Here is a 24601-nt window from a genome sequence, read left to right as displayed (position 1 = left end):
CCAGCCACATCGCACCAGCGGGTCTAACCCGCCTGACGCGCCCGCAGCGCCGCGACTAGCAGAAATCCCGGCTGCTCGTGCGCAACGTGCCGAGCAGAGCGGAAAAGTCCACCAGGCGTTGAGCCACCAGGTGCCGCACGTCGCCCTCGCATTGCCAAACGCCATAGACCGCAAGAAGCGAGGCGCCAAGGGCTTCCTTGCGGAACCGCTCGAGTACAGACTCCCAGACAATTACATTGACCGAACCCGTCTCGTCCTCGAGCGTCATGAACATCACGCCGTTCGCCGTCCCCGGGCGCTGTCGTACCGTGACAAGTCCGCATCCGCGCGCAAGCCGTCCGTTAGGGAATTTGAAAAGGGTCTCGGCCGGCAGCAGCCGTTCCTTGAGAAGCTTCGGACGCAGAAGCGCGAGCGGGTGCCGGTGCAGCGTCAATCCCATCGACCGGTAATCGGCGACGATTTCCTCGGCTTCGCTCGGCGCGGCCAGAACGGGGCGCTCCTCCTCAGGCTGTGTCACGCGCAGTAGGTCCTTGTCAGGCACAGCTGCAGCGGCGGCCCACAATGCGTCGCGCCGATGACCAGAAAGCGAATTCAGCGCGTCGGCGCCGGCGAGAACCTGAAGGTCGTGTTTATCGAGCTGGGCACGCCGGGCGAGGTCGGCCACATCCACGAAAGTCCGAACGGCACGCGCGGTCTCAATGCGCTCGGCGCTGGCGGCGCGCATCCCGCTGATAACCGACAGGCCCAATCGGACGGCCGGCGACTGCGCGCCGCCCTCGAGCACTGAGTCCCAACCGCTCACTGTCACGTCGACAGGGAGCACGTCGACGCGATGGCGCTTCGCGTCCTGGATAAGCTGGGAGGGCGAATAGAAGCCCATCGGCTGACTGTTGAGCATCGCGCACAGGAAAGCCTGCGGCTCGTGGCACTTGAGCCAGCTGCTTGCATAGACGAGGAGGGCGAAGCTCGCCGCATGACTCTCCGGGAAGCCGTACTCGCCAAACCCCTGTATCTGGCTGAATATGGACTCGGCAAACTCACGGTCGTAGCCGCGCTCGAGCATGCCATCGACGATGCGCGAGTAGTAGTGCTCAAGGCCTCCCTTACGTTTCCACGCCGCCATTGCTCGGCGCAGCTGGTCGGCTTCACCGGCTGAAAACCCGGCAGCGAGCATCGCGACCTGCATCACCTGCTCCTGGAAAATCGGTACGCCGAGCGTGCGGGCGAGGGCCTTTTCCATGTCCGGGCTCGGGTAGCTGACAGGTTCCTTGCCCTGGCGCCGGCGCAGGTACGGATGCACCATCCCGCCCTGCACCGGGCCGGGTCGCACGATGGCTACCTCGATGACGAGGTCGTAGAACACCCGGGGCTGCAGGCGCGGCAGCATGCTCATCTGTGCGCGCGACTCAATTTGGAACACCCCGACTGTGTCCGCCTTACAAATCATCTCGTAAGTCTCGTCGTCCTCCGCCGGAATGTCCTGCAGCTCAAACAGCTGACCGCGCCGTTGTGAGACGAGTGCGAGCGCCCGGCGGATGGCCGACAGCATGCCGAGTGCAAGGATGTCGATTTTGAGGAGCCCAAGCGCCTCGAGGTCGTCCTTGTCCCACTGGATGACGCTTCGGTCCGGCATCGCCGCATTCTCGATGGGCACCATGCGCGACAGCTTTCCCCGGCTGATGACGAAACCGCCCGAGTGCTGGGACAGGTGGCGCGGAAAGCCCAGAAGCTGCGCGGCGAGTGCGGCCCATTGCTTGATGAGCGGAGCCTCCGGGTCCAGACCGGACTCCTTGAAGCGCTCGAGCAAGTCACTGCTGGAATCAAACCAGTGATGGGCTTTGGCGACCCGGTCGACGATATCGAGGTCGACGTTCAGTGCCTTGCCGGCCTCGCGTAAAGCGCTCTTCGGTCGATAGGTGGCCACCGCCGCAGCGAGGGCGGCGCGGTGCCGGCCGTACTTGCCATAGATGTACTGGATGACCTCTTCGCGACGCTGATGCTCAAAGTCGATATCAATATCCGGGGGCTCGCCGCGTTCCTTCGAAATGAAGCGCTCGAACAGCATGTTGCCGCGCGCGGGGTCCACCTCAGTGACTCCGAGGCAGAAACAAACAGCGGAATTCGCCGCCGACCCGCGTCCCTGACAGAGAATGTTCTGGCTTCGCGCGAAACGGACGATGTCGTAGACCGTCAGAAAGTACGGCTCATACTTCAATTCGCCAATAAGCTGCAGCTCGTGCTCCAGTTGCACCTGGACCGAGTGAGGGATGCCTTGTGCGAACCGGCGGCGCGCGCCGGCATAGGTCTCTTCCCGGAGATAGGCAGCGGCGGTGTAGCCGACGGGCACGAGTTCATCCGGGTACTCGTAGCGCAACTCGTCGAGCGAGAAGGTGCATTGCTCGGCGATTCTCACGGTCTCCTCGAGCGCGCGGCGCGGATAGATGTTCGCGAGGCGCAAGCGGGAGCGCAGATGTCCCTCCGCGTTTGGCGCGAGGTCGTACCCGCACTTCTCAATCGGCCGGCCAACTCGAATTGAGGTCAGGGTGTCCTGCAGCGGCTTGCGCGAGCGCACATGCATGCAAACCTGACCGGTCGCGACCACCGCAAGTCCCGCGCGCGCCGCCGAGCGCTCGACCGCGCCTCGGTGCAGGTCGTCCATCGCGCGTTGCAGAAGCGTGAGCTCGACCCAGCTTCGCCCCGGGAAGCTCCGCGCAACCCATGCCGCGTCTTTCGTGAGCTGTTCTTCGCGCGCGGGAAAATCCGGCACAAGGATGATGAGGCAGTCGGGCAGCCCTTTGAGGTGCTCATAGGGCGGCGCCGGCGCCTCGAGGTCGGCCGCCTTGAGCAGGTAGGCACCCTTGGCCGTTCTGGTGCGGGCAAGCGTGATGAGTTCGGACAGATTGCCGTAACCCTCGCGGTTTTGCGCGAGCGCAACGAAGGCAGGCCCGGGCCGACCATCATCGTCCGCTAGCCGGAAGAAGGAACCGATGATTAGAGGCAGGGCCGCCGCCTTCGCCGGCGCATGTGCGCGCACCACGCCAGCGAGCGAGCACTCGTCCGTGATGGCGAGTGCGCTGTACCCAAGTTGTACGGCGCGCTCTACCAGCTCCTCAGCGTGAGAAGCCCCATGCAGGAACGAGAAATTCGTTGCGCAGTGGAGTTCGGCGTAGGGCGGAAGAACCGAGCCGTACACCGGGTCGGCTTGCGTGTCGCGCGGCATCATCGAGATTTTGAACGTTGTTCGCCGACGGGGAGATGGAGCAAAATAGCCACTATGGACGTCCTGTTAGATGTGGTGATTGCATCACTTCGCGGCCTACGGCTAGCCAAACAGTCCATGCAGGAACCAGCGGGGGTCATCCTCATCCCGGCTTGAAACTCGTTCCCGGAAAATCCAGTAGTACGCGAAGTCCTCCCCCTGCGCGACAAAGTAATCGCGCGTCACCATCTCCCCGTCGTGCCAGCCGGCTTCAATGCGCTCGGGAGGCGAGACCGTCCGCAGCGGCGACCCGTAAAACGGTCGGTGCTGGCGCGTCAGAAGTTGGACCGGGTTCTCCAGCAGCCACGCGGGGCGAGGAAGGTCGCCGGGCGGCGGGATAAGCTTCTCGGCGTCGGCGAGCGGCACCCATCGGTTCGCAGTCTCCGGCCGATGGTCCGCCACAGGCGCAGGCCGGAGCACCTTGTCCGCGCCCAGTCTCGCAACCAGCAGTTCGAGAAGGCGGTTGTGGTCTTCCTTCGACCCTCCGGGCTGAGGAAAGAGTTCTTCGCTCGGCGGCGCGGCAGCCTGCACGTCTTTGGCCTCGAGTCGGATGGCGATGACAGGCGCTACCAGCGTGATACGGCCCAGTCGCTCCTTCAGGAGGCGCACCAGATGGCGGTCTTCCCACGTCGGCTCCGCCAACGCAACGTCCACGGCAGTCGGCGGCGCGGCTTCGCGTCCGCGTTCGTGCTCCAGATACAGGATGAAACGCGTCATGACCAACTGGCGCGCCACCAGCCACCCGGACAACTGTGAGATAAGCCGCTGGCCGGCGAACAGCACGGCTTCCGCGTGTTCCACGCGGTCGGGCAGCTCCAGCCGGGCATCGAAGACCGGGGGCGTTTGCAGCCATTCGAACAATTCGGGCGCTTCCCCCAAGGCGGCGTCCAGCGCGTCGAGTAGGCCGTCGCCGCAGCGGCGCTTGAGACCCGCTCGCGGCAGTTTCCGCAATTCTCCGATGCTGTTGCAGCCAATGCCCTCGAACCAGTCAGCGTACTTGCGCGCCGCCGGTAGCAGCGTCACCGGGAGTCGGTCCAGTGCCCGCTCCAGACTCCTCTGAGATATCACGCGGCCGCCGCCTATGCGCGCGAGCAGCCACGCGCCTTGACCGGTGGGTGCCGTGCTGAAAGAAAACGTAAAACCGAAACGAAGCAGCACCGTCTTCACGAGCTGACACACCCTCAGCGCGCCGCCAAAGAGACGCAGGCTGGCGGACACGTCCATCAGGATTGTCGTTTCATCGCTGATGACAACGAGAGGCGTGAACTGCATCAGTGCTAGGGCGACGTCCCTGGCTGCTTCTTCTTCTCTCGCCTCCGAGCGCTCGAACAGCAGCGTGTCAGGGGCGAGCGTCAGCACGCCACCACGCTTCATGCCGGGGCGTAAGCCCGTGTCGCGCGCGGAGGTGTCGCAGAGAATGACGCGGTCGCGCTCGAGCACGGCCGCACCAGCTTCAGTCGTGCGTGACCAGCTCGGCCGGAATACCTCAAGAGGCAGGCGCGGCAGGTGCACGCCAATCCATAGGCGCATGGCAGACCGTTCAGAAATTCGCAGCCAAAAAAACTGGCCGACACGCGCGCGAGGCTCCGCCGCAGACGTCCCGGGTCTTCATGCGGAACGACTGCCGGGAAGGAAGATGCGCTGATTCAGAATGCATGAAAGTCAAAAACTGTATGGATAAACAGTATCATAAGCCCAAAGACAAACGACTGCGCCCTGCGACTGCATCGACCGCCTTTGCCCGCGCGGCGAGGCCGCACTAGGCAAACTCTGGAGGGTGACCCAGCACGCTTCGCTAGGGCCAGCATCGGGGATTAACGGCTTGCCACCTTGAGGCCATTGGGCTCTCAAGCGCGAGCGGGGCGACCGTTCCAGCCAGGCGCTCAGCAGCGAGGGCGTCAACTGTACGCATGAGGGCGCTCAGGTCAGCCGGCTTTCGAAAAAACGCAGACCAGCAAGGGGGCCCGTGCCCGGGTTCGGGCATGGCGGACAACAGAATAATCGGCAGGTGCGCCAGCGCGGGGTTACATCTGACGTGCCTGCATAGCTCTGCACCGTCCATTTCGGGCATTTGCCAGTCGGTGATAATCAACCGGGGAATCCCACGTAGAAGTTTGTTCAACGCGTCCGCACCGTTTCTTGCCAGCACGACGTGGTGGCCCCTTCCTTCAAGAGACAACTGCAGAGACCAGAGACTTTCGGAGTCGTCATCGACGAGAAGAACGGTATGCATGACAGGAACACTGGTGAGCGGCCTTGGCGGTGTCGCAACAGCCATGCCCCGAACGTCCGACGGCCGCCGGTTACGGCGTCACCATGCGTCCGTCGCCGCAAGCCAATTGCCAGGGAACTCAGAAAGACTCCGCTGTCCCGTGGTGATGCCGTCGGGGCTTGTGATTCGAAGCAGAAGCGGCGTTAAGCGCAGCTTTTTATTGGCGGCCGGCGCGTTTCGCTCTATTCGTGGGTGGCAAACTCCAGCGGGGCAACAGGCGTAGATGTCCCGGGAGCACGCCAATCCATAGGCGCATTCTTGTCCAGCAAAGAAGGCGAGGGGAGGACGGACAGAACAAGCGGCTCGTGCCGCAGCGGCCCGCGTCGTTTCACAAAGTCAATGGACAGGCCGTCCGCTACAGGGCGCAGAGCTAACCGCAAGGGCGACGGAGACGCGTCCTGAGCGGCTGGAAGCGGTCGAATCATGAAAAAAAGCGTTTCCGAGGACTGGGCCGCCAGATGCAACCGCCGCAGCGACTCGGCCCGCATGTGGTTTTGCCAGAAAACCAGCGTGCTGCACGTGCCAGCGCGCAGGATTTGCTCGGCAGCCCACAGCGCGTCGGCGGTCCGCTCAGGCCGCATGACGAGGCAACGCTCGAGAGGAATGCCCCAGTTCGCCAGTGCCAGTGAATTGGGCAGGTGCGGCGGCTGAACCAGGGCAACCGGGCCTTTGCCGGACGCGCGGAGGACTGGTTCAAGCAGCCGCAACTCGCCGATGCCTTGCTGCTGTACCAGCAGGTCAACAAGAGCGCCCACCGGCCACCCACCACCCGGGAGTTCGCCCGAGAGCGCTGGATACCCCGTTTCGACGCACCGGCCGTCGCCGCGCGCGAGCTGCGACGCCCGCCAAAGCGACGGGTGTATCGATTCGGGATTGGCGACAGCAGCTAGCATTGGAAGGAAAAAGCTGTATGTATAAACAGTATTCTAATCCCTTTTCGAGGCGCGGTCTTGGTCGAGAACGACTTCGTCGGGACCTCAACGCTGCAGCACATACTGAACCCGGAACTCCTAAGCGCCACATCGCCTTTTCTGCTTGCTAGAATCGCCGAACCGCGACTCCCCGATGGCCCGCCAATGCTAGTCGACTTGCGAAGATGCTGGAATATAGGGGTCACATTCTTGCTCTTCGCGCTACCTTTCCTGCTTGGCTTGTATGAATCTGCGTTTCGCGGCGTGGCGGGCGAAGAATCCCAGAGGTTTCTAGCGCCGTCGCTAGTATCGGCGGGGCTGGGATTGCTGCTGCCGTGCCTGTCAATTGGCCCAAAGCCGCCGCCCGGCCGGACAACTGGAAGCTCCCCTGACGCACGGGCGCGCCGGGACTACAATTGGAACGCGGCGGTTCTCATCATCGCTGTGATGCTGGGCTTGGTTGGGTCGCTGCTGTGGACTGCTTCGCTGGAATACTCAATGAAGGGAACTTTCCCGCTTTGGTGGCCCGAGTGGGGATTCGGTGGCTGGCTTGGGAGCCGGCTCGGCGTCGCGGGAACCGAAGTCGTGGCCTACTATCTCTTGACCATAGTGGCGGCACTTGCCAAGCTAGCGAGACCCGCATGAGCCTATTTTCCTTCGCCGGGGATAATCCGGCGCTCGTCATACTACCGGCCATAGGCCTGGTGCTCGCTGCGGCCGTTGTTCGGCTGAAGAGCCGCTACGTTAACGAAGGCATACTGTTTCGGTCACGGCGAGAGGGCGCAAGGGATGAGGTCGGATTAAACGAAGGCCCTGACAATCGCGTTTTCCTCCACCGCTACGCTGACCCCGACTTGACTGCTGCAGGCCCACGCGCAGGAAAAGCCGCACTAGAAGCGCTGTTTTTGCAGTGTTTTGCAGTAGACCGTGAATTCGCTGAATGGGACCGCATTGCTACGCAGAGCTCTGAGCCGAAGGACTTGGCGGCGGAAGAACTAAGCAAAGGGCTGTCGACGCTAATGGCTCAGTACGACGCGGTGAAAGGGTTTATGGACGAGGCCTTGATGACTCAACGCATTGTGGCCACGGGGCTGTGGCGAAATCATCCTGACGCGTCAACGGCGGAGTGGGTCCGAGCCTTCTACCAGAAGCAGGCCGACGTGGAAGCCCTCACCCGGGCACTGCGTCAACATGCGCGAACAGTGCCACAAGCGCAAGACCCTGGCGAGACTCGCAAAGCCCGGGATGTTTTGCGCTCTCTAAGGGACTTGCTCCAGGACATTGTGCGGGGCGATATGGCGTCGGCACAGCCCTCTCGCTAGGGGGCTTTCTCGACGTCAACCGAGCTGGAGACAGGGTTCCTGTCTCGCTCCATCCAAACGTAGCGCTTGCGCGAGGCTTGGGTGGGAGTAGTTCATAAGACAACGGTTAAATACCCTTCGGCAGGAAATTGGTCATACGTCCGTCGGCCGCGCCGCCACGGGAAAACTCCACCTGCGCGCTGAACGTGCGCTTCTTCTTCGACAGGCCTTTCGCCGTAATGGGCACCTGTGCGAACCAGAAACCTGAGTGCGTCTCCAGTATAAACGCCGCGACGTCGAGCCGGTGCGGGGATGCACTCACCGACCCGTAACGTTCGACGATTTCCCGATATTGAGACATTTTCGACGGCGGAAGTCCCCATGCATCCTGGACGAGGAGAACGAAATCTGCGTTGCTCATCTCCGCCACCTGTCGCACATGGGCAGCGGCCGCGTCCTTCGCTTGCTCAGAACGCGTGTCAAACTGGATGGGGATAACCTCAGGAATCGACGAGTTACCGACGAATGCGAAGCTAACAAGATGCCCGTCCTCCTCGAGATTGGCGCGTGCCTGCCGTACGATGTTGACGACGAAGGGTTGCAGGTGCGCAGGAATCGGCTCGTAGGCCATAGACGAAAGGACGAAGACTTAAACCGCCTATGGTACCAAGGCGATGAGGCTGTGAGCAGCCTGTCACCCTAACTCACGGATTGCAGGAATCCAACTTTGCGCAATACCGTTCCAGCGCAGACGCCGGCAATCAACGAGCTCGGGCAGCGGGATTTCATCGAGCAGATTAATACCCGGGCCATCCCCATCCTCGTCGCCATCGCCAAACGCATACGCCCACGGGGCTTTTGCTTCAAGTGTTGTTGGACGCCCGGCCCGAGGTCAGTATGGCGCGCGTTGGTCCTGGTGGCACCTCGACATCCAGCCACGGCTCGGAAAGCTTCTTTGAGCCCCGATAGACCGAAATCTTGCCGGTCGATGCGCCGCGATAACTTATTTCTTCCATGTTGTCCTCGTCCTTTGCATGAAAAGCTACGGGAGACCCCCAAATTATTCCTCCCCAGCGCATGCTTTTTTGTAAAGTCATATGCGCGTTTACAGTCGGACGCCGGGCGGAGAACGAATACCCCGCTTAGCTACACGCCTTTAGGCCTAGACTTTACGGGAAACTCGGGCATGAAGAAGCTTTTCGCTGTCGCACTGGTGGTGCTTAGGAATTTTTTAGACGGTGGACACCGGCGATTCGTTTTTCCAGTCCGCTCTCAGATGAAATCTGGGCAGAGGCACTTTGGGATGCATCCTTTGGCCGATAGTGAGCCGCGTTTTCCTTTGCAGAAAGTAATGCAAAGGGGCCGTTGACCAGATAAAATAGCGGACGTGTGCGGCGACGGGCATCGTCCTCCACAGTATGGCGGCGACATCCTTTACGCGGCGAACGTCAAATAAGGTGAACATGCAATTACAAATGTCACAGCAGGAACGCGAAGACCTGATAATCGGGCTGCAGATGCGTATCGCCGTCATCGAGACGGGCGACCCTGTCCTGCGCGCAAACGACGCCATCAACAGCGGCAAACACAAGATGGTCAAGGCCCTATCTCAGGAACAACGTACGCTCATTGCACGGCACGAGACACTGGTGACCAAGCTGCTCCAGTGCCGCTAGGCCATAGGCTGCCGCGCGTGGATGACTCGAAGAATAAGGAAAGACCGATGAATGTCGTTATGGACAACCGCCCGTCTGCGGAACTCTCTGACTCCGAGGTCCAGGCATTCCTGTTGCGCCTGCTGCGGGCGGGATTCACTGGGACCGGCCGGGCATTCATGGCTGAGGCGGCGCGCATGTTTCCCGATATGCCGCAGGACCGGCTTAAGGCATGCACAGTGCAGTTAACGCGAAAACTTCTCCAGAACACATAGCTTCGGTCCCGGCCTTATACACCCGTTTATCTGTACGCAAGGACACGTTGACCCGTCGGGATGAGGCAACGATAAATTTTGCGCACCCCTTCTTTAAGGACATCACAGTGGCTCGTAAGTCAGAGGCAGCGCGCGCTGTCGCAAAAATCAACGCACTCCGCAGTGACGAGAACATTCTGGCTATGTTTGTCGTCCGCGAGCGAATCGATGCGCTCACCGCAGGTTTATTGGTCGGCGGATTGCTTGTCGCTGCTGCAGCCTTCCTAGCCGCCGCAGTAAGCGGGAACACAATCTGCTCAAATCCTGCGGCCAGGGTTGGTATCGCGGCGAGTGTCGCATTGTTAGCGACCTATTTCCTGCGTCGCTGCATCCTTCTCGACTCAGGCCTGTTCGCGCCGCTTTCCGGCCGCGACGAGTGCTCAGAAGCGCTGGAGTTTGTACGCAACTACGAGGTGGCGCGCGCAATTCGCAATGACGTGCTGGTTCGCGGTCGCCAACTGTATGTCGCCGACTTCGAAGTGATGAAGGAGGCGCGTGCCAAACAGATTGCCGTCGAGTTTCAAGCCGCCGCAGCGGCGCGCCTCCGGGCCGACTGTGCCAAGCTTCATGAGGTGAGTTGAGCGCTAAGCTCATCGCCTGCCGAACGCAACACACTTCCTCCGAATGGCGCCCGGTAAAGCTCCTTCACTTTTGCGTAAAGGCGGGCTAATATAGGGGTTCAAACCCACTTTGACTCATGGCCGCCCGTAAAAAGCCCGACCCCACCCTTTCGACACGCACGCTCCGCATGCGTATGAAGGACCGGCACGCACCAGAGCTGCGGGAGTCGGCTTTTCACGTCAACCAGGTCTGGAACTTTTCAAACGAACTCAGTTTCAAGGTGTGGGAGCGCGAGCGCCGGTTTATAAGCTCCAATGAAATCGACGGGTACACGAAGGGCGCGACCAAAGAAGGACTGCCGCTGCACTCGCAGACCGTGCAGGCCGTCAGCCAGGAGCTGGTCGCGCGCCGCATCCAGCACAAGAAAGTGAAGCTGCGCTGGCGAGTGTCGAAAGGCTCGCGTCGCTCGCTCGGCTGGATTCCGTTCAAGGCGAGCGCCCTCCGCTATCGGAACGGCCAGGTGTTCCTGTCGGGTTTCGACAAGCCGCTTTCGCTGTGGGACAGCTACAACCTCTCCAAGTACGAACTCGGCTCGGGCAACATCAGCGAAGACGCGCGCGGGCGCTGGTACCTGAACGTCACGGTCAAGCTCAAAAAGACACCAAAGGCGTCTCTCGGTGCGGTCGAGAAGTCGGTCGGCATCGACCTGAACCTCAAGGAATTCGCCGCGCTCAGCGATGGTTACGTCGTCGAGCTCGAGAAGAACTATCGCAAGCTCGAGTCCGAGCTTGCGAAGGCGCAGCGCGCCCGCAAGAAAGCGCGCGTAAAGGCAATTCACGCGAAAATCAGGAATCGTCGGAAAGACCAGCTGCACAAGCTTTCCACTGCGCTCGTAGAAGAGTACGGCGCAATTTTCATCGGCAACGTGAACGCTTCAGCCCTTGCGAAGACGCGCATGGCGAAGTCCGTGCTGGACGCGGGCTGGAGCACGTTCCGAACCATGCTGCAATACAAAAGCGATGACGCGGGCGTGTGGTTCGATGAGGTCGATGAAGCGTTTTCAACCCAGACCTGTAGCTGCTGTAACACGCGCACAGGCCCGAAGGGCCTGGAAGGTCTGCGAATAAGGGAATGGGCGTGTTCGCACTGTGGCGCGTATCACCATCGCGACATCAATGCGGCAACAAACATTCTCGCGGCGGGACGTCGCCGTCTAGCAGTAGGAATCCCCGTCCTTTAGGGCGGGGAGGACGTCAACTCAAGCCTGCCGAGGCGCTGCTTTCGGTGCGTTGCACCGAGACTGCCTACGAAGGAGCGGGAGACTTCCAGGACCCCGATACGCCAATCGGCAATGACTTCGCATCGGGCACGCGGTTGCTGTTCCCGCTGCAGTCCGTCGGGGCAATAGCTATGTGATTCACTGACCGGCGCTCGCGCCGGTCTTGTTCTGGACGGAGGCGGCCTAACCCGCTCCCGAAGGCCCGTCGTCCATCCTGCATTCAGACGCGTGGTAAGCAAACTCGCCTGCCGGATTACCGGCATCATCGACCCGTTCAAGGGTCGGCCACTCCTGGCAGCCGGGCACCTCGCAGAGAATGCAAGGGTCCGGCTCGTTGCGGCCGGCGATTCGGTACACGGCGTCTTGTTCCGCGCCAAAACCACTCGTCCCATCAAGTTTAACGAGGTCGCCACGCTGGCGGCGCGGCTTCTTTTCGGCCGCTGCGTAGCGTTCGATGACCGGCGATACGAGCGCTCGCACCGCATCCGCCCCATGCTCCCGCATTGCGAACTGCAACGCGCTCTCCAGGAGATGCATTGAGGAATCCGATTGCCACTCGACAGACGAGTCTGTAGCAACGGCGACGCCTGCCACGAAGAACTGGGAATAGGGTACTTTACACATACACGCTTTTCGAAATTTGACGCCAAACGATACTGCCCGCGCGATACAATGTAAAGCCCATGGCACAAAGCTAGCAGAGGAGATATCGATGGACGACCGCGTCAGGGCAATCTTGAGCGACGACGATTTCTGGAAACGAGTGGGAGACCGGCTGGAGACCGCCACCCTCGAACAGAAAGCGGCACGCGAAGCCTTTACGGCGTCGCAGACATTCTCCTGGATGCTGGCTGCGTTTCACCGCACCCCTTCGGGCACGCAGTTCGACACCGAAGAATTTGGCTACTTCCCAGAGCGCGTTCGGCAGCGCCTCGGCTGGGAGGCCGCGAGCGATGCCGAGGTCCACAGCTTCATTGACCTGGTCGCGACCGCGCCGGCGCGCCCGGAAGTCGCAACGTCTGGATGCGAAGCGAGTCCGGATGCCGAGCAGTTCTTCAATTTCGGGTTGCGAGTTGTCACGATTTCAGGGCAAGGGACGTTGGCGCTGTTCGTGAACGACGTCGTTCCCGAGCTGCTCGATTTTTGATGTAAGCGCCCACCATTCACCGTTTCAACTCACCCATGTCAGTGTTTTCAAGAGCGCCATAATGCACGCAGCAGAAGCCCGAAGAATTGTCTCTGAGAAAATACTCAGCAACGAAAGCACGCAGGTACGGACTCAGCTGCTCGGCAGGGCCTTGACCCAAATCAAGAGTGCAGCCGAAAGGAGTTCGGATTACACGATTTTCCGACTCAACTCCGGTGAGAAGTCGAACCTGCCGTGGCTGGTCGAAACCCTAAGAACTAGCGCATACGGATACAAGGCGAAAAAGAGCCATCTACATGGTAACGTTATCCACATATCCTGGTGAGCAACTATCGACATGAAAGCGCTCTCCGTCCGCCAGCCTTGGGCGTGGTTGATAGCTCACGGACACAAAGATATCGAGAACCGTACGTGGCCGACGCGGCATCGGGGAGAATTCCTAGTCCACGCCGGGCGGCGATTCGACCGGGAAGGCTACGCATGGGTCCGCAGGACATTCCCGGACCTAACAATGCCTGTGCCAGCCGATTTCGAGCGCGGCGGTATTGTCGGACGCGCCTACCTCGCCGACAGCCTCGCGCCGCCCCCGTCGAATTCGTACGTCAAGGACTCGCCCTGGTATCGGGGCGAGCACGCCTTCGTCCTCGGCGCCGCGCGGCCGCTGCCTTTCTTCCCCTGCAAAGGCAAGCTCAATTTCTTCGAGATGGACTACCTCCTTCCTGATACAGCCCTAACGACCGGCTGAGCGCGAGCCGCACGCTTCCCCCAGTGCTGTCCTCTACGAGATGAGGCAACTCTCGCTATACCCAGTGAGAGGCCATGTCGGTCTCATCATTCAAAAAGAGGACAAATCAAATGCCAACAGTACGAGGCAATCTACTGGCGGACGCCGAGTTCAAGCAAGCACGAAACGGCGGTCGTCCGTACGCACGGTTCACACTGCTGGAACACACAGGTCGCGGCCAGTTTCGCACAACCACGGCCTATGAGGTCACTGCTTTCATCAAGGAAGAAAAGGTCGCACCGCTGAAGAAGGGCGCGTACGTGGAGACTTTCGGGACGCAGGACATCCGTAAGATTCTCGATGACGCGGGCAACATCACCGACTATCGCTTCCGTCTGACCGTCAACAGCGTTCGAGAAGTCGAACCGAAGACGACCGAAGGCCAGCCGGGCGGTGAAAATGTGCCTGACTACAACGCGCCGTTCGACGACAGCGCAACAGCGGCAGCAGCTCCTGCGTCGACGCCGGCCGCAACGCCTACATCGACACCGGCACCGACGGTCGCAACCACGCCCCTCGCCGAGTTCTACGTCATGCTGAACAACCATGACTGGTACCACGGCATGTCTGACGATGCCGCTGTGGGGCGCCGAGGCGAAGCCGAGTTCAACCGGCTGCAGAAGATTGCTCGCGAAACGCCGGAACACCAGGCTCTCCTCGATGGCTTCTTTCATCACCAGTTTAGCGGTGAGGAATGGGGCACCGAAAAGCTTCCCAAGCCGGCAATGCCTGCCTGATTTACCGCCGCCACCTAGTGTGGCGGTTTTTCTTTGCCTTCTCGAACCGTCTTCCCCCGCGTTCCGAACGCTATACGTCTTTGCATCAGGGCCGCTGGCAAGCCCGTCGCGTCCTCCCTAACCGGGATGGCAAATCCAGTACACCCCCTTCAGGACAAACCTTTGGCTCATCAAGGTCTTGCTCTCTGGCAATGGACGCACCTCGAACACATCACAGGACCTCAACGAAAAAGGACAGTCCCTATGAACACGAACCTCGTTATCACTGAAGAAGCAGCAAAGGCGAAAGCAACCGCGCTGCAAAACGCGTTGAAAGACCTCGGCATTGTCGGAGACCTCAGCCGCCCAAAAGCGTTGGAAGTCATCGCCCGGCTTGAGAACGAAAAGAACTGGTCGGTCCTCAATGCGAAGCAGAACGCAGCGAGGAAGGCCCAGCGGCAAGGAACCGGCGCGGGCCAACGTCCGAGTCACTATGACACTGGTCCTTCGGTATGTGGGGTGTGCAATGACACCCGCATCATCGAAGACGAAAGGAAAAATCTCTGGCCCTGTCCGCAGTGCCGCACGGAGGCGATTGACGGCCCCGGCGGGAGCAATCCCCCGGCAAGTCAGGTGGCCACAGTTGCTCGGGTGGAGGGCCGCATTAACCTCACCTTCGCCCAGCTCGTCTGGTTCTGGCACGAACTCCGCGACGTTCCTGTAACGGAAGACGGTCTACGGCTCGATGACGAGTTCCTGTTTTTCCGGAAGGGCGACGAACTCGAACGGGTCTGGATGTGGTTCGAAGCGATGCACCCCGACTTCGTGGTTGCTCACGCCATGCGCGGTGCGTACGCGGTGTCCGAAGTCAGCACGGAACTTGGCTTTTTGCTCTCGCGGTGCGTTCACCGCGTGAAGTTTGAGGTGCTCGACAAGTACTGCCGGCCGCAATCTTCGTTTTTTCAAGGGTATCTCAGTCGAGAAGAAGCACTCACGGCAGTTGCCTGTTATCACAGCATCAACTGGTATCAGGTCGAGTACATCGGCGCAGTCGAGCAGTCCAGCTCGCGCCCGGAAGACGCCGTCTGTCTGGACACGGTCGCTGAGTGGGTAGGCTGCCATTACCGCCGAAATTTCGCAGCGGAGTCGGCCGAGAAACAGAGGGAGTGGATTGAGCGGTTCATCGAGGCACATCTCAGGTAAGCTCATTTGATTATCATTTGCCGCCGGCCCTTTCAAGGTCCGGCGGTTTCCTTTGCGGTCGATAAAACTGTTGCGTGCCTTTACATTTATTTGTAAAATGCGTTATCTACTCGGCAAGCAGCCGGTCAGCTTTCTGGGTCCGTAGCCAAGCGGTTAAGGCAGGGGCCTTCAAACCCTCCATTCGTGGATTCGAATTCCACCGGACCCACCACTCCCGAACCGCCGGCGCCAAACGCGTCGGCGGTTTCGTTTCTGGCTTACTCGCGAAGAAATCACTAACCCTCGTGCCACGCATCGCATTGCTCGCCTGGAACTTTTTTGTCGCGTTAGCAAAGGTTTTGCTTGACGGGCTAAAACCTGATGATATACATTTTTACAAACCAACCAGACATCTGAGTCACTCATGCTGAACTACAAAGCACACAACCGCTGAGTTTACTTTTCACCTCGTGGTCCTCCTGTCGAGCCGCTGCCGCTTCTACGCCTGCACACTCGATAAATTTTCTTTGGAGAACCACGATGTCCGATGTTATTACGAACGCCCGCACCACCTTCTTCACGTCGCGCGAAGAGTATCTTGCATACCGCGCCCAGTGGAAGTCCCTTGCCCATTCCCGCAGCCTCACGGCCGCTGACATGGCAGAGCATTGCCTGCTGCTTGGCAAGTCGCTCTTCAAGAGCTTTTCCCCCAGCGATAAAGCTGTCCGTGGCGGACAGGCGCCTTACATCACCTTAATCGGCGTGTTGTCAGGGCTGGAACTCGAAGCGAAGCGATTCACCGGCGCCGGCACGACCGCGCGCACCCGCATGCTGGCTCACCTGCGCGATTTGCCCGCTCAGGAGAAGCCGTCACGGCTGGCTGCGGAGGGCGCGCGATGATTGAAAACAAACCGTACGTCTACGTGCTCGTGCGCAAGGACATCCCGCTGCAGCAGCAGCTGGTTCAGAGCAATCACGCTGCGTGGGAAGCCGGCCTTGTTTTTCCGTCCCCGGAGACCACGGCGAGCCTGATTGTTCTCGAGGTACCCAACCGCAACGAGCTGGAGGCGGCAGCCGCGCGGCTGAGCCGCTACGGTATCGACCACGTGATGTTCAATGAACCGGACTGGGAGATGGGCCACTCGGCTATCGCAACCTGCCCGCTGGCGAGCAAGAAGGAGCGGCACCTGATGCGCAAGTATCCCCTGTGGCAAGGAGTACAGGCATGAAACGGCTAGTACTCAAGCGCGTTCAGTGCGCCAGCCACTACGATGGCATACCGCTCGTCATTGTGAAATGGACGCCATCCTTTGCATACGTCGGTCTCTGCACGGATATCGGCCGGGGCTCCCAGCGCTACGACTCGTTCGTGGTGTACCGGCTGGAGCACACGCAGCTGCAACGCTTTCGGCGTGGTCTTATCGACGCCCGAACGATGCAGCTCACCGCGACGAGGTGCTACCGCGCCCGGCATTATTTTAATGGTGAGGTTCATTGTGCGGCAGCGCCCGGCCACCGCCGGCGCGGTCTGTGCGGGCCGGGGCTGTGGGACCCCCAAACCTTCGAGGCGCAGAACAGGGCTATGAAGGCTGAGCCCTTCAAGCCGCAAGCGGTTCGTGGAAGAAACTCGATGGCGAGCCGCGCTCGCCACTACAGCTAAGAGGAGAGATGCTATGACGACCTACCAGAATGAAAGAGCGTTCCCGACGTGAGTGCCCGACTACGCGGCGCTCGAGCGACCAATGCGCGAGTGCTTTCAATTCCACGACCTCGACGTGCTGGACCACGGTCATGCAGTTCGTGCAAAGTTCGACGCGCTCATAGCTGCGATGGAGAAGGGCGAGACACCGGAAGGAGACTGGTCGCTGCCGCAATGGCTGCTACCTAATGCCGAGCAACTCCTCGGCCGCCTCCTGGACCGGGAGACGCTCGCGCGATACCAGATATGGCACGACTGCGGTAAGCCGCACTGTCGAACTGTGGATGAAGCCGGCAAGCAGCATTTCCCCGACCACGCAGCAGCGTCGGCAAGAACGTGGCTTGCAGCAGGCGGCGACGAGCAGGCAGGCCGGCTCATCGCCAGCGACATGGACTTTCACCTACTCGGAGCCGAAGATGTGCCCGCGTTCGCGGCGAGGCCTGAGGCGGCCAGTCTCATGTTGACCGCCATCGCGGAGATTCACGCGAACGCCGAGATGTTCGGCGGTACCTGCAGCACGTCCTTCAAGATGAAACGCAAACATCTCGAACGACGGGGGAAGAAAGTGCTAGAAGCTTGGCAGCAGCCGCAGTCATAACGGACGCCATGAAAAACGGACCCGTCAAGGCGCGGGTCCGTTTCTGAATCACAGGTTACTTTGAACTTACATCCCAGTGGATGCTAGTGCGCTAGTCACCTTTAGAATTTCACCATGAGAAACCGCTTGTAGCATTTCGGAGCGGCCACGCTTGACGTAATCATCGACAGACATTTTTCGCCAATCTGGATGTGGTCTATTACTAGCTAACATCCACGAGTGATTAGGACTCTCACGTCGTAGCACGTACACGTCTATCGAGCAAGTCAGCCCAAGCCCAAAAAACTTTTGAGCGACGATTTTGACTTCTGACCCATCGTCTCTTTGGATGATTTGTGTGACTTTCCCCGCTGTGTCCATAGTTTGGCTTCTCCGTTTTCCTTGCAAATAGTTATGACCTACCTCGGAGTGTAAGCACGTCAGCCGCAAGCTACGCTGATGTCTGTGCTTTGCGGCCTGCCCTAAGGCGACGTCACCTTTCAACGGTCGAAGCCAGTTCAGCCTCCGGTTCCTTCTGCAACAGTTGCGCGCAGGAGGAGAGCGTCGACATAGTCTTCCGCTTCTTTCTTACGGCGTTCCTCCTCCTGACGCTGGAGCTCAGCAGCGGCTTGGACGAGTGCGAGAGCCCGCAAATCAGCGATGAGCGTGTCAGCCAGCGCACCTTCCAGCGGGAGCACTCGATGGAACTTGACTCCGGGCACCGCGATACCGCTTTCAGTCACACTCAGCTCAGTCGGGCGCGACGCGGACCAGTCAACATCAACGCCCATCTCGCGGGTGGTGAGTCCGTCGGAGCAAGCTGCGCAGGCCGCCTTGAACGTCTTGTTGAACTCCCAGGTCGCCCATTTCGCGTTGAAGTACGGGTAGGCCGGGCGCGCGTACTCGTTCAGAGCCAGAATCTGCTTGATTTTTTCGTCCATATTGTCCTCGTGGTTTTGATTGATTGAGGAGCGGGGCCTTCGCCACGCTCCATGCCATCACTTACGCCCGCGCCTGCATTTCTGCTCGCACACGCATGAGCGACTTACCCAGCTCGTTCAACCCGCGCCATTTTGCGGGGTCCGTGACGTCCGGATGGTCTTCGGCGAGACCAATACCCCAGACTCGGTCGTATGGCGACGCCTCGACCAGCATGCGTTCACCAGTATCGAGTAGCAGCTGAGCGAGCTTGGGGTCTTGGCAAAACTTCCCACGCAAAGCCCGGTCCATCACGTCCGCGCGCATCCCGACCCAAACTGCGTCGTCAAAGCCTTTGACCAAGCGGCCAAGCGCCTTCACTGCTTTGGGGTTGGGAGTTCGCAGAACCTCGGCCGCAACGTCGGCATCGCCGAACGCAAGGGCCTTCTGGTACATCATGTCTTGCTCGCTGTTCGCAAAACTGATTCCGCCACGAACGTACGAAGCAGGGTGCCAGTTGGAAAAGGGACCGCTCCAGAAAAATACAAAGGTGTCGGTGGTTCTCATGCTGTGTTTCCTCGTTGAGTTGAAAATTGGGCCTTCAGAAACGTGTAGCGAAGTAGGCGGCCGTGAAAAAACCATGAAAAGGGCTAAAGTCCACCGCTATACCCTCATGCATTCTTTCTTTGAACGAGGACTTCATGACGCAAGCACAACCGCTTTTCACCGCTGGCCCCGAAGGATTTGAACCGACCTCCGCGACACTCGACGCGTGGCTCACGCAGTTCGCTACTTTCCTGCGCAATCGCTGCCAACAGGACGCTCCGGCGCTGTGGCCGTACCGTTACGAAGGAAGTGAAAATCTCGCGCTGGACTACAGCGGCTTCTCGATGACGTTGATGCTCGGGGAGTCTACCGGCAGCCTGCCGACTATCGACGCGGTCGCGGCCGCAAACAGCGCTGACATCGGCGTGGCTGACATGACCGACGCTTTGGCCCTCGTCTCCGCTATCGAACAGCGTCGCCAGCAAACCAACCAACCGGTTATCGAACTGGTCACACCGGCTCTGTAACGGACGCGCCGCCCGGCGGTCAAGTCGTGCCAGCCGGGCTTGCATCTTAGCTTATTGTAAAGGCGCTGGAAAGCCGGGGGCGCCCCTTTATGCGAGGCGCTATCGCTAATTTGCGTTGTTTTGAAGATGCTTCCACACTCTGCGACTTAGCTACACGCAGACTCGGAAAATTAAGATGGAGGTGCCCTACAAATGTTTAGTCCAATTCGCCGGAAACAATCTTCGGCCCAGGGCGAACTTGAGAGGTTGAATCAGCAGTACGAGAAGCTAAAGGAGGAGCACGCACTCTTGGCAAAGGCGGTGGCCTTAATGGGATTCAATCCAACTGCCGTCGTGGAACAGCTTCGACCAGGCGGTGACCCGTTTTGGCAAACGTTACCTTTCCTGATGGCGACCGTTGTGTTCGACCTCGAGAAGGCTTCGAAGTTGGGGCTTTCGGAAAGAGGGATTGCGCACGGCATCGAGGCTTTCGACAGCATTCGACTTCCTGGACGGTTGGTTCGATGAGGACAAAGTCGTCAACGAGGCGATTCGTGCGCGAAGGGGACACCTATTGAAGACTCTCTTTGTTGGCGCTTCCCAGCGAGGCGCTTTCCCTTCTATCGCATGCGTTTAATCACCCTGGCGTCAAATTTCTGCTTTAACTTCGGAGTGATTCCATGAGTAGTCGCGCTCACATCCCAGTTTCGATAGCGGCGATTTCAGCGACTGCGCTGGAGGGGGTGCATGCATACCAAACTCACCACACCGTTCTAGCCGGAGTCTTCGCGGCACTCTCGACGCCGGTTGCACTTCTAGCGGCAGTCTGGACCCATGTTGCTGTGTTTCTGGCAATTATCGTTCCGTTCCTCTTTGCAATGAACTGGTGCATTGGCCGCCTTTGGCCCATCGGGTCTCGGGAGGCGGCCGGCAGCCTGATGGCGAAGAGTTGTCCACAAGAAGAACCAAGGACGCGCGACAGGAACAAGCTAACCATTGCATGGGGTCCAATGGGAGTCCTTATCGGAGGGGCGGCGTTGACAGGCTGTTGGGCTTATATGGACCCCCAGTCGGCCCCGGCACAGGTCTTCAATGTTATGTTGTCAAGGGAGCTCTTGCGTCTGACTGTAACAGCTGCTCTCGTGTGCGCTTTTGGACTGCTTGCTGGCACGATGATTGGAACCAAACACACCCCGATACGCGACGGCAACTGAGCTGGAGCCTTACACGGCGAAGTATGAGCTTGCCCGGCGAACCTGAAAGAACGCCTATGATTCCCAACCTCCGCAGAGCTTCGCGGAGGTTTTCCTTTTCCGGCCCGCGCTTCCTACACTGGCCATTCCCACAAACCGGATGGCCAGTATGACGCCTCCTGCATACCAGCAGACGCTGCTGAACGAACTCGCTGCACTTGCGGACAACGCAATGAAGGTTGCATACAACGGCAACATCGCAGGGCGAATTCGCTATTCATGGATTTTTTCCGACCAGTGCGCCCGCCGGGCTGTATGGTACCTCCACGAATGCGGTGCAGACCTGGATTTCGAAGACATCGGCAACACTCATGAGGAGCATGCCCAGGCGTTCGCCCTGTCACTCCGCCGCCGCGTCGACGAACTCCTCGCTACGTACGGGGCCGACGCGGTGCCTGGCAGAGGTCTGCCGCTACCGCCCAAAGACACCGTGTTGCTCACTTTGAGCGTATGCAGCGGGCTGTATGGCGCGCTTGGCGGCGCCTGTCGGGAGGTCGTCACTGTAGCGCTGCGCAACCTCGACGCAAGACTGGAGGAAGAAGGCCGCGCCGCCATCGTGGCCGAGTTCCAGGGCGCTCTAGACAGCTTCGAGGGGGCCGAGGTCGACCTGTGTATCGACTTTCCGCGACCGCTTTATGAAAAGGCGGGTGTACTCGCCAACGAATGCGACACGCCAGTGCTCAAGCTGATTGTGATGTGCGCCGCCTATGGGCAAGTCCAGCGGACGAGCGGCGGCGAGCAGTACAGTAGTTTTCTGAGAAATGGCCTAAGGACCAAGGGCAGCCAAAGCGGCGCATAGCGCGGCCCGAAGGGAGAGAGGGGTCCGTCGCCCCCGGAACTCATGTTGCCCGGGACTCGTTTTACGCTTCGGCAAGGGCAGTCGGACCGTTGCCTTTGCGTGCCGGCCGTACGATGTTGAACGACACCTCTTTTGCCGTCCCCTTGCAGTGGTGAGCAGCAGACGGGCGCCCCCGGTCAGTACTTTCATTCTAAAACCCGTCAAACCGTCGGCATGGGCTGTGCCGGTGTGCTAAACTGCAGGCCCAACAGGCGGCCAGAGTAGTATCCCTCGCTGTGGCTACAATAGACGCCCTCCGTCACCAAAGCGCCTCATCGCCTGAATTGCAAAGCATTTTACAAAACATTTTGCAAACACTTTACAGGATTGCGTGTGATGATGCCCTTTGAGAAAATACTCTTCATCTTTAGGGATGCTTCGACCGTTCGCCGGCCGCGTGCCGCCGGGCGGGGCATCCATCGCGTCTGCGCCGGAGCCAACTAATGCCAGGCTTGCTTGCGCACAAAGCGCTTCAGCGACTGCTGTGGCGCAATTCCTATGTCAACGTCGCGATGGCCGCTGCACTCACCGCAGGCGCGCTTTACACATCCGCGTTGCTCAGCCACACCTCATCATGGGTCCAGCAGACGTACGATGTAATGGATGAAGAGCATCAGCTCGAAATGACGTTGTTTGTGGCGGACAGGGCACTCGAGCGGCATGTTGCGCGCGGACCCGCAGATGCTCGCCGGGTGACTGCGGCCGATGAAGCGACGCAGGAGGCAAAACGCCATCTGTGGAACTTACGAGAGATGATGGCTGATAGCCCGGCTCAAGAGAAGCGACTCACGCGCATCGAACAGCTCGTTCGCGCAACGGAGGATGAGCGTGCGCAGCTGCACCGGAGTGCGGAGGGCGAAACTCCCGCCGCTCTCGCGCGGATGTTGAAGGAAAGCCGGTACCAACTGCGTGTGCTCGAAGAGGAAGGACTGCTGGCGGAAATAGCCGAAGACCAGCGCGTGCTGTTAGGGCAACGCCGTGAAGCGCAAAAGGAGGCCCTCAGAAGACTGTGGGCACTCGCGCTGGTGGCAGTCGCCCTCGGTATCGGTGCGCTTTTCTCAATCGGACGCAACGGCAAACGGCTGATTCAAGAAGCGGAGAAATATCAGCAGCTGCTGCGAGAACAAGCTTTCCGCGACCCGCTCACAAACCTGGCCAACCGCCGTCTTCTGGAAGAGCGGTTCGCGCTGTCCTGTGCGACGGCGCGCCGCAACGGCGAACAGCTTGCGGTCGTACTCGTCGACCTGGACGGGTTCAAACAGGTCAACGACACGTATGGGCACGAGGCCGGTGACACTATGCTGGTCGGAATCGCGCAGAATCTGACTCAGCGGCTGCGTTCGTCAGACACAATTGCTCGTCTGGGCGGTGATGAATTCGTTTTGCTGATGCGAACGCCGCCCGCAGCTGAAACGCTTGGCCGGCTGGTTCTTGAGACAATCCGCACACCGATAACTTACAAGAAGACGTCACTTGTCCCCGACGCCTCAATCGGCGTGGCGCTGTTTCCTGATGCGGGGGACGACCTTGAGACGCTTCTGCGATGTGCCGACGCGGCAATGTACGACGCGAAGGCGAACGGGAAGGGACAGGTAGCGGTCTATATGGACGGCGCGCAGACCGTCGCGCAAGAACACCTTCTGGAGACGCTGCTGCACGGCCAGGGGGCCGGCCACGCACCCGCCTAGCGGAGAACGTTGCCGCAGTATCCCGATTGGAAAGCCGCCGCACCGAGCGTTAAGCTGGCGGCCATGGTCCGGTCAATGAGTGAGCACCCGTCCGACCGGCCCGAGCCTGCTTCCGGTATCATCATGGACGCGATTATCACTTGCGGATTTCACAGATGTCAGTCGAAAGCTGGGGGCAGCAGGTAGAGACCGAGTGGCGAATGCTCAAAGCGGGAAGCACGGCGCTCGACGTGGAAAAGTTCTATCGTCACGCGGTGTCCGCGCACAAGGTCGGCGCCCTGACGCCGGAGTCGGTGGCTACCATCGCCAACCAGATGTTGATTTCGACATTGGACGGCGCACCATACCTCGGTCGCAAGCTGCTCGAGCAGGTAAGCGCAGCCAACCACCCAGCGACTCGCCTCGCATTGGCCATTTCGCTGGCCACGGGAACCGGCGGCCCGGCTAACCCCGAAGTCGCCCACGGCATGTTCCAGCAACTCATCGGTGACGAACAGGCTGGCGGCGCGCTCAAAGCACTTGCTGCAGCCGCGCTAGCCGATAGTTTCCGCCTTGGTCGTGGCGTCGACCAGGACATCGACTTTGCAAAGAGCCACTACGACCTCGCCATCGGACTCGGCCACATTCACTCCGCGCTCGCGCTCGGACTTTACTGGGAAGGGAAGTGGGGCGTTGCGGCGACTGGCGACGAGCTCCCGGACATTGCGCGGGCCATCCACTTCTACAAGCGCGGGCGCGACGCCTGCGAACGATGCGCCGCCCGGCTGGCGACTCTGGAGAGCGCGTCTACCGCCGCTTAGCCGCACACTCGGCGCAATAGCGAGTTAGTCCCCGCAGCGCGCCGCCGGACCGCGAGGCGCGCTGGGCCTTCGTCGAACAATGCGCGGAACGCTTCGCTCGATGCGGGCACGTCGCGCCCGCGCTCTCATCTCCTCAGCGAAACTAGGAAGGGCGCTCGGTCTAGCGCAACGATGCGCATTTGTAAAGCCGACATGGAAAGCGGACGAGAGTGCCGAGTGGCCCCGGCAGCCCTTGCGAGCGCACCGGTGGTACTCGCAGCCGCATCAAACGCAGTCGTCAAAATATTGCAGACAGACTTGCCGCCATAAGTCCTGGTCTGGATTACTGCGGTCGAGCCATGCTTTCACGGACCCGCAATTCATAATGCGCCGGGGCTGTGGAGCGGGGGCTGGGG

General features: G+C 60.2%; 27 protein-coding genes and 1 pseudogene. 19 read left to right on the top strand and 9 right to left on the bottom strand.

The annotated features are described in order from the left end of the window. Positions 1-55: 55 nt before the first annotated feature. The 4 genes from F6X40_RS27145 to imuA all read right to left on the bottom strand — a co-directional run bounded on the left by F6X40_RS27145 (position 56) and on the right by imuA (position 6424). Positions 56-3223 (bottom strand): error-prone DNA polymerase, encoded by a 3168-nt coding sequence (locus tag F6X40_RS27145; protein ID WP_316251852.1) that lies wholly within the window; start codon positions 3221-3223, stop codon positions 56-58. Between the two features lie 99 nt (positions 3224-3322). Next, entirely contained in the window at positions 3323-4789 is a 1467-nt protein-coding gene (locus tag F6X40_RS27140; protein WP_187629922.1) for a Y-family DNA polymerase, read from the bottom strand. A 265-nt stretch (positions 4790-5054) separates the two neighbouring features. Continuing rightward, a complete protein-coding gene (locus F6X40_RS27135) occupies positions 5055-5492 on the bottom strand; it encodes a PleD family two-component system response regulator (protein WP_187629921.1) in 438 nt (145 codons plus the stop codon). A gap of 221 nt (positions 5493-5713) precedes the next feature. Further along, a complete protein-coding gene (gene imuA, locus F6X40_RS27130; protein WP_187629920.1) occupies positions 5714-6424 on the bottom strand; it encodes a translesion DNA synthesis-associated protein ImuA in 711 nt (236 codons plus the stop codon). 57 nt (positions 6425-6481) lie between these two features. Between imuA and F6X40_RS27125 the strand changes: the two genes are divergently transcribed. Together F6X40_RS27125 and F6X40_RS27120 are read left to right on the top strand one after the other, a co-directional pair. Next, positions 6482-7087 carry a hypothetical protein gene (locus F6X40_RS27125; RefSeq protein ID WP_187629919.1) on the top strand — a complete coding sequence of 202 codons (606 nt, stop codon included), beginning with the start codon at positions 6482-6484 and terminating at the stop codon, positions 7085-7087. Beyond that, a complete protein-coding gene (locus F6X40_RS27120) occupies positions 7084-7764 on the top strand; it encodes a hypothetical protein (protein ID WP_187629918.1) in 681 nt (226 codons plus the stop codon). Before F6X40_RS27125 ends, F6X40_RS27120 begins: the two co-directional genes overlap by 4 nt. Before the next feature lie 106 nt (positions 7765-7870). On the opposite strand, the gene F6X40_RS27115 is transcribed toward F6X40_RS27120, so the two are convergent. Both F6X40_RS27115 and F6X40_RS27110 read right to left on the bottom strand, forming a co-directional pair. Next, complete coding sequence (locus tag F6X40_RS27115; RefSeq protein ID WP_187629917.1) at positions 7871-8374, bottom strand: hypothetical protein; 504 nt, start codon at positions 8372-8374, stop codon at positions 7871-7873. Between the two features lie 232 nt (positions 8375-8606). Beyond that, positions 8607-8759, bottom strand: coding sequence for a hypothetical protein (locus tag F6X40_RS27110; RefSeq protein WP_187629916.1), 153 nt, complete (start codon positions 8757-8759; stop codon positions 8607-8609). Between the two features lie 447 nt (positions 8760-9206). Between F6X40_RS27110 and F6X40_RS27105 the strand changes: the two genes are divergently transcribed. The 3 genes from F6X40_RS27105 (at position 9207) to F6X40_RS27095 (ending at position 11513) form a co-directional block, all read left to right on the top strand. Next, entirely contained in the window at positions 9207-9419 is a 213-nt protein-coding gene (locus F6X40_RS27105) for a hypothetical protein (RefSeq protein WP_187629915.1), read from the top strand. 211 nt (positions 9420-9630) lie between these two features. After that, complete coding sequence (locus tag F6X40_RS27100; protein WP_187629914.1) at positions 9631-10293, top strand: hypothetical protein; 663 nt, start codon at positions 9631-9633, stop codon at positions 10291-10293. Between the two features lie 167 nt (positions 10294-10460). Beyond that, entirely contained in the window at positions 10461-11513 is a 1053-nt protein-coding gene (locus F6X40_RS27095; RefSeq protein ID WP_222946179.1) for an RNA-guided endonuclease InsQ/TnpB family protein, read from the top strand. Between the two features lie 222 nt (positions 11514-11735). On the opposite strand, the gene F6X40_RS27090 is transcribed toward F6X40_RS27095, so the two are convergent. Then, positions 11736-12089, bottom strand: coding sequence for a hypothetical protein (locus F6X40_RS27090; RefSeq protein WP_187629913.1), 354 nt, complete (start codon positions 12087-12089; stop codon positions 11736-11738). Between the two features lie 175 nt (positions 12090-12264). Between F6X40_RS27090 and F6X40_RS27085 the strand changes: the two genes are divergently transcribed. The 9 genes and pseudogenes from F6X40_RS27085 (at position 12265) to F6X40_RS27050 (ending at position 17678) form a co-directional block, all read left to right on the top strand. Next, a complete protein-coding gene (locus F6X40_RS27085; protein WP_187629912.1) occupies positions 12265-12699 on the top strand; it encodes a hypothetical protein in 435 nt (144 codons plus the stop codon). Positions 12700-13036: 337 nt separating this feature from the next. After that, positions 13037-13144 (top strand): annotated as a pseudogene (locus F6X40_RS42630) (ASCH domain-containing protein); the annotation flags it as partial. Between the two features lie 66 nt (positions 13145-13210). Beyond that, entirely contained in the window at positions 13211-13444 is a 234-nt protein-coding gene (locus F6X40_RS42625; protein ID WP_262421562.1) for a hypothetical protein, read from the top strand. Positions 13445-13518: 74 nt separating this feature from the next. Then, positions 13519-14220 carry a hypothetical protein gene (locus F6X40_RS27075; RefSeq protein ID WP_187629910.1) on the top strand — a complete coding sequence of 234 codons (702 nt, stop codon included), beginning with the start codon at positions 13519-13521 and terminating at the stop codon, positions 14218-14220. A 243-nt stretch (positions 14221-14463) separates the two neighbouring features. Then, a complete protein-coding gene (locus tag F6X40_RS27070; protein WP_187629909.1) occupies positions 14464-15402 on the top strand; it encodes a hypothetical protein in 939 nt (312 codons plus the stop codon). Positions 15403-15921: 519 nt separating this feature from the next. After that, on the top strand, positions 15922-16281 hold the full coding sequence (locus F6X40_RS27065; protein WP_187629908.1) for a hypothetical protein: 360 nt from the start codon (positions 15922-15924) through the stop codon (positions 16279-16281). After that, entirely contained in the window at positions 16278-16610 is a 333-nt protein-coding gene (locus tag F6X40_RS27060) for a hypothetical protein (RefSeq protein ID WP_187629907.1), read from the top strand. Before F6X40_RS27065 ends, F6X40_RS27060 begins: the two co-directional genes overlap by 4 nt. Further along, a complete protein-coding gene (locus F6X40_RS27055; RefSeq protein WP_187629906.1) occupies positions 16607-17041 on the top strand; it encodes a hypothetical protein in 435 nt (144 codons plus the stop codon). Before F6X40_RS27060 ends, F6X40_RS27055 begins: the two co-directional genes overlap by 4 nt. Positions 17042-17093: 52 nt before the next feature. Then, positions 17094-17678 (top strand): hypothetical protein, encoded by a 585-nt coding sequence (locus F6X40_RS27050; RefSeq protein WP_222946178.1) that lies wholly within the window; start codon positions 17094-17096, stop codon positions 17676-17678. A gap of 497 nt (positions 17679-18175) precedes the next feature. Here the strand turns inward: F6X40_RS27050 and F6X40_RS27045 are convergent, their stop codons facing one another. Continuing rightward, a complete protein-coding gene (locus tag F6X40_RS27045; RefSeq protein ID WP_187629904.1) occupies positions 18176-18598 on the bottom strand; it encodes a hypothetical protein in 423 nt (140 codons plus the stop codon). A gap of 61 nt (positions 18599-18659) precedes the next feature. Beyond that, positions 18660-19142: an NADAR family protein gene (locus tag F6X40_RS27040; RefSeq protein WP_187629903.1), complete on the bottom strand. Its 483-nt coding sequence runs from the start codon at positions 19140-19142 to the stop codon at positions 18660-18662. Between the two features lie 119 nt (positions 19143-19261). On the opposite strand from F6X40_RS27040, the gene F6X40_RS27035 reads away from it, so the two are divergent. The 5 genes from F6X40_RS27035 to F6X40_RS27015 all read left to right on the top strand — a co-directional run bounded on the left by F6X40_RS27035 (position 19262) and on the right by F6X40_RS27015 (position 24206). Continuing rightward, positions 19262-19648, top strand: a complete 387-nt coding sequence (locus F6X40_RS27035; protein WP_187629902.1) for a hypothetical protein — start codon at positions 19262-19264, stop codon at positions 19646-19648. A gap of 192 nt (positions 19649-19840) precedes the next feature. Further along, complete coding sequence (locus F6X40_RS27030) at positions 19841-20155, top strand: hypothetical protein (RefSeq protein WP_187629901.1); 315 nt, start codon at positions 19841-19843, stop codon at positions 20153-20155. Between the two features lie 834 nt (positions 20156-20989). Continuing rightward, complete coding sequence (locus F6X40_RS27025; RefSeq protein WP_187629900.1) at positions 20990-21679, top strand: hypothetical protein; 690 nt, start codon at positions 20990-20992, stop codon at positions 21677-21679. A 482-nt stretch (positions 21680-22161) separates the two neighbouring features. Continuing rightward, the gene (locus F6X40_RS27020; protein WP_187629899.1) at positions 22162-23406 is read left to right on the top strand and encodes a diguanylate cyclase domain-containing protein; all 1245 of its coding nucleotides are present in this window, start codon (positions 22162-22164) and stop codon (positions 23404-23406) included. A gap of 155 nt (positions 23407-23561) precedes the next feature. Further along, positions 23562-24206, top strand: coding sequence for a sel1 repeat family protein (locus F6X40_RS27015; RefSeq protein WP_187629898.1), 645 nt, complete (start codon positions 23562-23564; stop codon positions 24204-24206). Positions 24207-24601 lie beyond the last annotated feature (395 nt).

Origin of the sequence: Paraburkholderia sp. UCT31, from assembly GCF_014397655.1 — a bacterium.
Lineage (GTDB): Bacteria > Pseudomonadota > Gammaproteobacteria > Burkholderiales > Burkholderiaceae > Paraburkholderia > Paraburkholderia tuberum.
The sequence above is the reverse complement of the archived record's forward strand: the minus strand, read 5'-3'. Positions and strand labels throughout refer to the sequence as shown.

Excerpts from the sequence above, each read along its gene's own strand:
- F6X40_RS27095 (WP_222946179.1), top strand. The coding sequence starts at position 10,461 with ATGCGTATGAAGGACCGGCACGCACCAGAGCTGCGGGAGTCGGCTTTT.
- F6X40_RS27045 (WP_187629904.1), bottom strand. The coding sequence starts at position 18,598 with ATGGACGAAAAAATCAAGCAGATTCTGGCTCTGAACGAGTACGCGCGC.
- F6X40_RS27110 (WP_187629916.1), bottom strand. The coding sequence starts at position 8,759 with ATGGAAGAAATAAGTTATCGCGGCGCATCGACCGGCAAGATTTCGGTC.
- imuA (WP_187629920.1), bottom strand. The coding sequence starts at position 6,424 with ATGCTAGCTGCTGTCGCCAATCCCGAATCGATACACCCGTCGCTTTGG.
- F6X40_RS27120 (WP_187629918.1), top strand. The coding sequence starts at position 7,084 with ATGAGCCTATTTTCCTTCGCCGGGGATAATCCGGCGCTCGTCATACTA.
- F6X40_RS27065 (WP_187629908.1), top strand. The coding sequence starts at position 15,922 with ATGTCCGATGTTATTACGAACGCCCGCACCACCTTCTTCACGTCGCGC.
- F6X40_RS27135 (WP_187629921.1), bottom strand. The coding sequence starts at position 5,492 with ATGCATACCGTTCTTCTCGTCGATGACGACTCCGAAAGTCTCTGGTCT.
- F6X40_RS27070 (WP_187629909.1), top strand. The coding sequence starts at position 14,464 with ATGAACACGAACCTCGTTATCACTGAAGAAGCAGCAAAGGCGAAAGCA.
- F6X40_RS27030 (WP_187629901.1), top strand. The coding sequence starts at position 19,841 with ATGTTTAGTCCAATTCGCCGGAAACAATCTTCGGCCCAGGGCGAACTT.
- F6X40_RS27055 (WP_187629906.1), top strand. The coding sequence starts at position 16,607 with ATGAAACGGCTAGTACTCAAGCGCGTTCAGTGCGCCAGCCACTACGAT.
- F6X40_RS27015 (WP_187629898.1), top strand. The coding sequence starts at position 23,562 with ATGTCAGTCGAAAGCTGGGGGCAGCAGGTAGAGACCGAGTGGCGAATG.
- F6X40_RS27115 (WP_187629917.1), bottom strand. The coding sequence starts at position 8,374 with ATGGCCTACGAGCCGATTCCTGCGCACCTGCAACCCTTCGTCGTCAAC.
- F6X40_RS27025 (WP_187629900.1), top strand. The coding sequence starts at position 20,990 with ATGACGCCTCCTGCATACCAGCAGACGCTGCTGAACGAACTCGCTGCA.
- F6X40_RS27145 (WP_316251852.1), bottom strand. The coding sequence starts at position 3,223 with ATGATGCCGCGCGACACGCAAGCCGACCCGGTGTACGGCTCGGTTCTT.
- F6X40_RS27040 (WP_187629903.1), bottom strand. The coding sequence starts at position 19,142 with ATGAGAACCACCGACACCTTTGTATTTTTCTGGAGCGGTCCCTTTTCC.
- F6X40_RS27075 (WP_187629910.1), top strand. The coding sequence starts at position 13,519 with ATGTCGGTCTCATCATTCAAAAAGAGGACAAATCAAATGCCAACAGTA.
- F6X40_RS42625 (WP_262421562.1), top strand. The coding sequence starts at position 13,211 with ATGCCTGTGCCAGCCGATTTCGAGCGCGGCGGTATTGTCGGACGCGCC.
- F6X40_RS27105 (WP_187629915.1), top strand. The coding sequence starts at position 9,207 with ATGCAATTACAAATGTCACAGCAGGAACGCGAAGACCTGATAATCGGG.
- F6X40_RS27100 (WP_187629914.1), top strand. The coding sequence starts at position 9,631 with ATGCACAGTGCAGTTAACGCGAAAACTTCTCCAGAACACATAGCTTCG.
- F6X40_RS27060 (WP_187629907.1), top strand. The coding sequence starts at position 16,278 with ATGATTGAAAACAAACCGTACGTCTACGTGCTCGTGCGCAAGGACATC.
- F6X40_RS27140 (WP_187629922.1), bottom strand. The coding sequence starts at position 4,789 with ATGCGCCTATGGATTGGCGTGCACCTGCCGCGCCTGCCTCTTGAGGTA.
- F6X40_RS27020 (WP_187629899.1), top strand. The coding sequence starts at position 22,162 with ATGCCAGGCTTGCTTGCGCACAAAGCGCTTCAGCGACTGCTGTGGCGC.
- F6X40_RS27090 (WP_187629913.1), bottom strand. The coding sequence starts at position 12,089 with ATGCATCTCCTGGAGAGCGCGTTGCAGTTCGCAATGCGGGAGCATGGG.
- F6X40_RS27085 (WP_187629912.1), top strand. The coding sequence starts at position 12,265 with ATGGACGACCGCGTCAGGGCAATCTTGAGCGACGACGATTTCTGGAAA.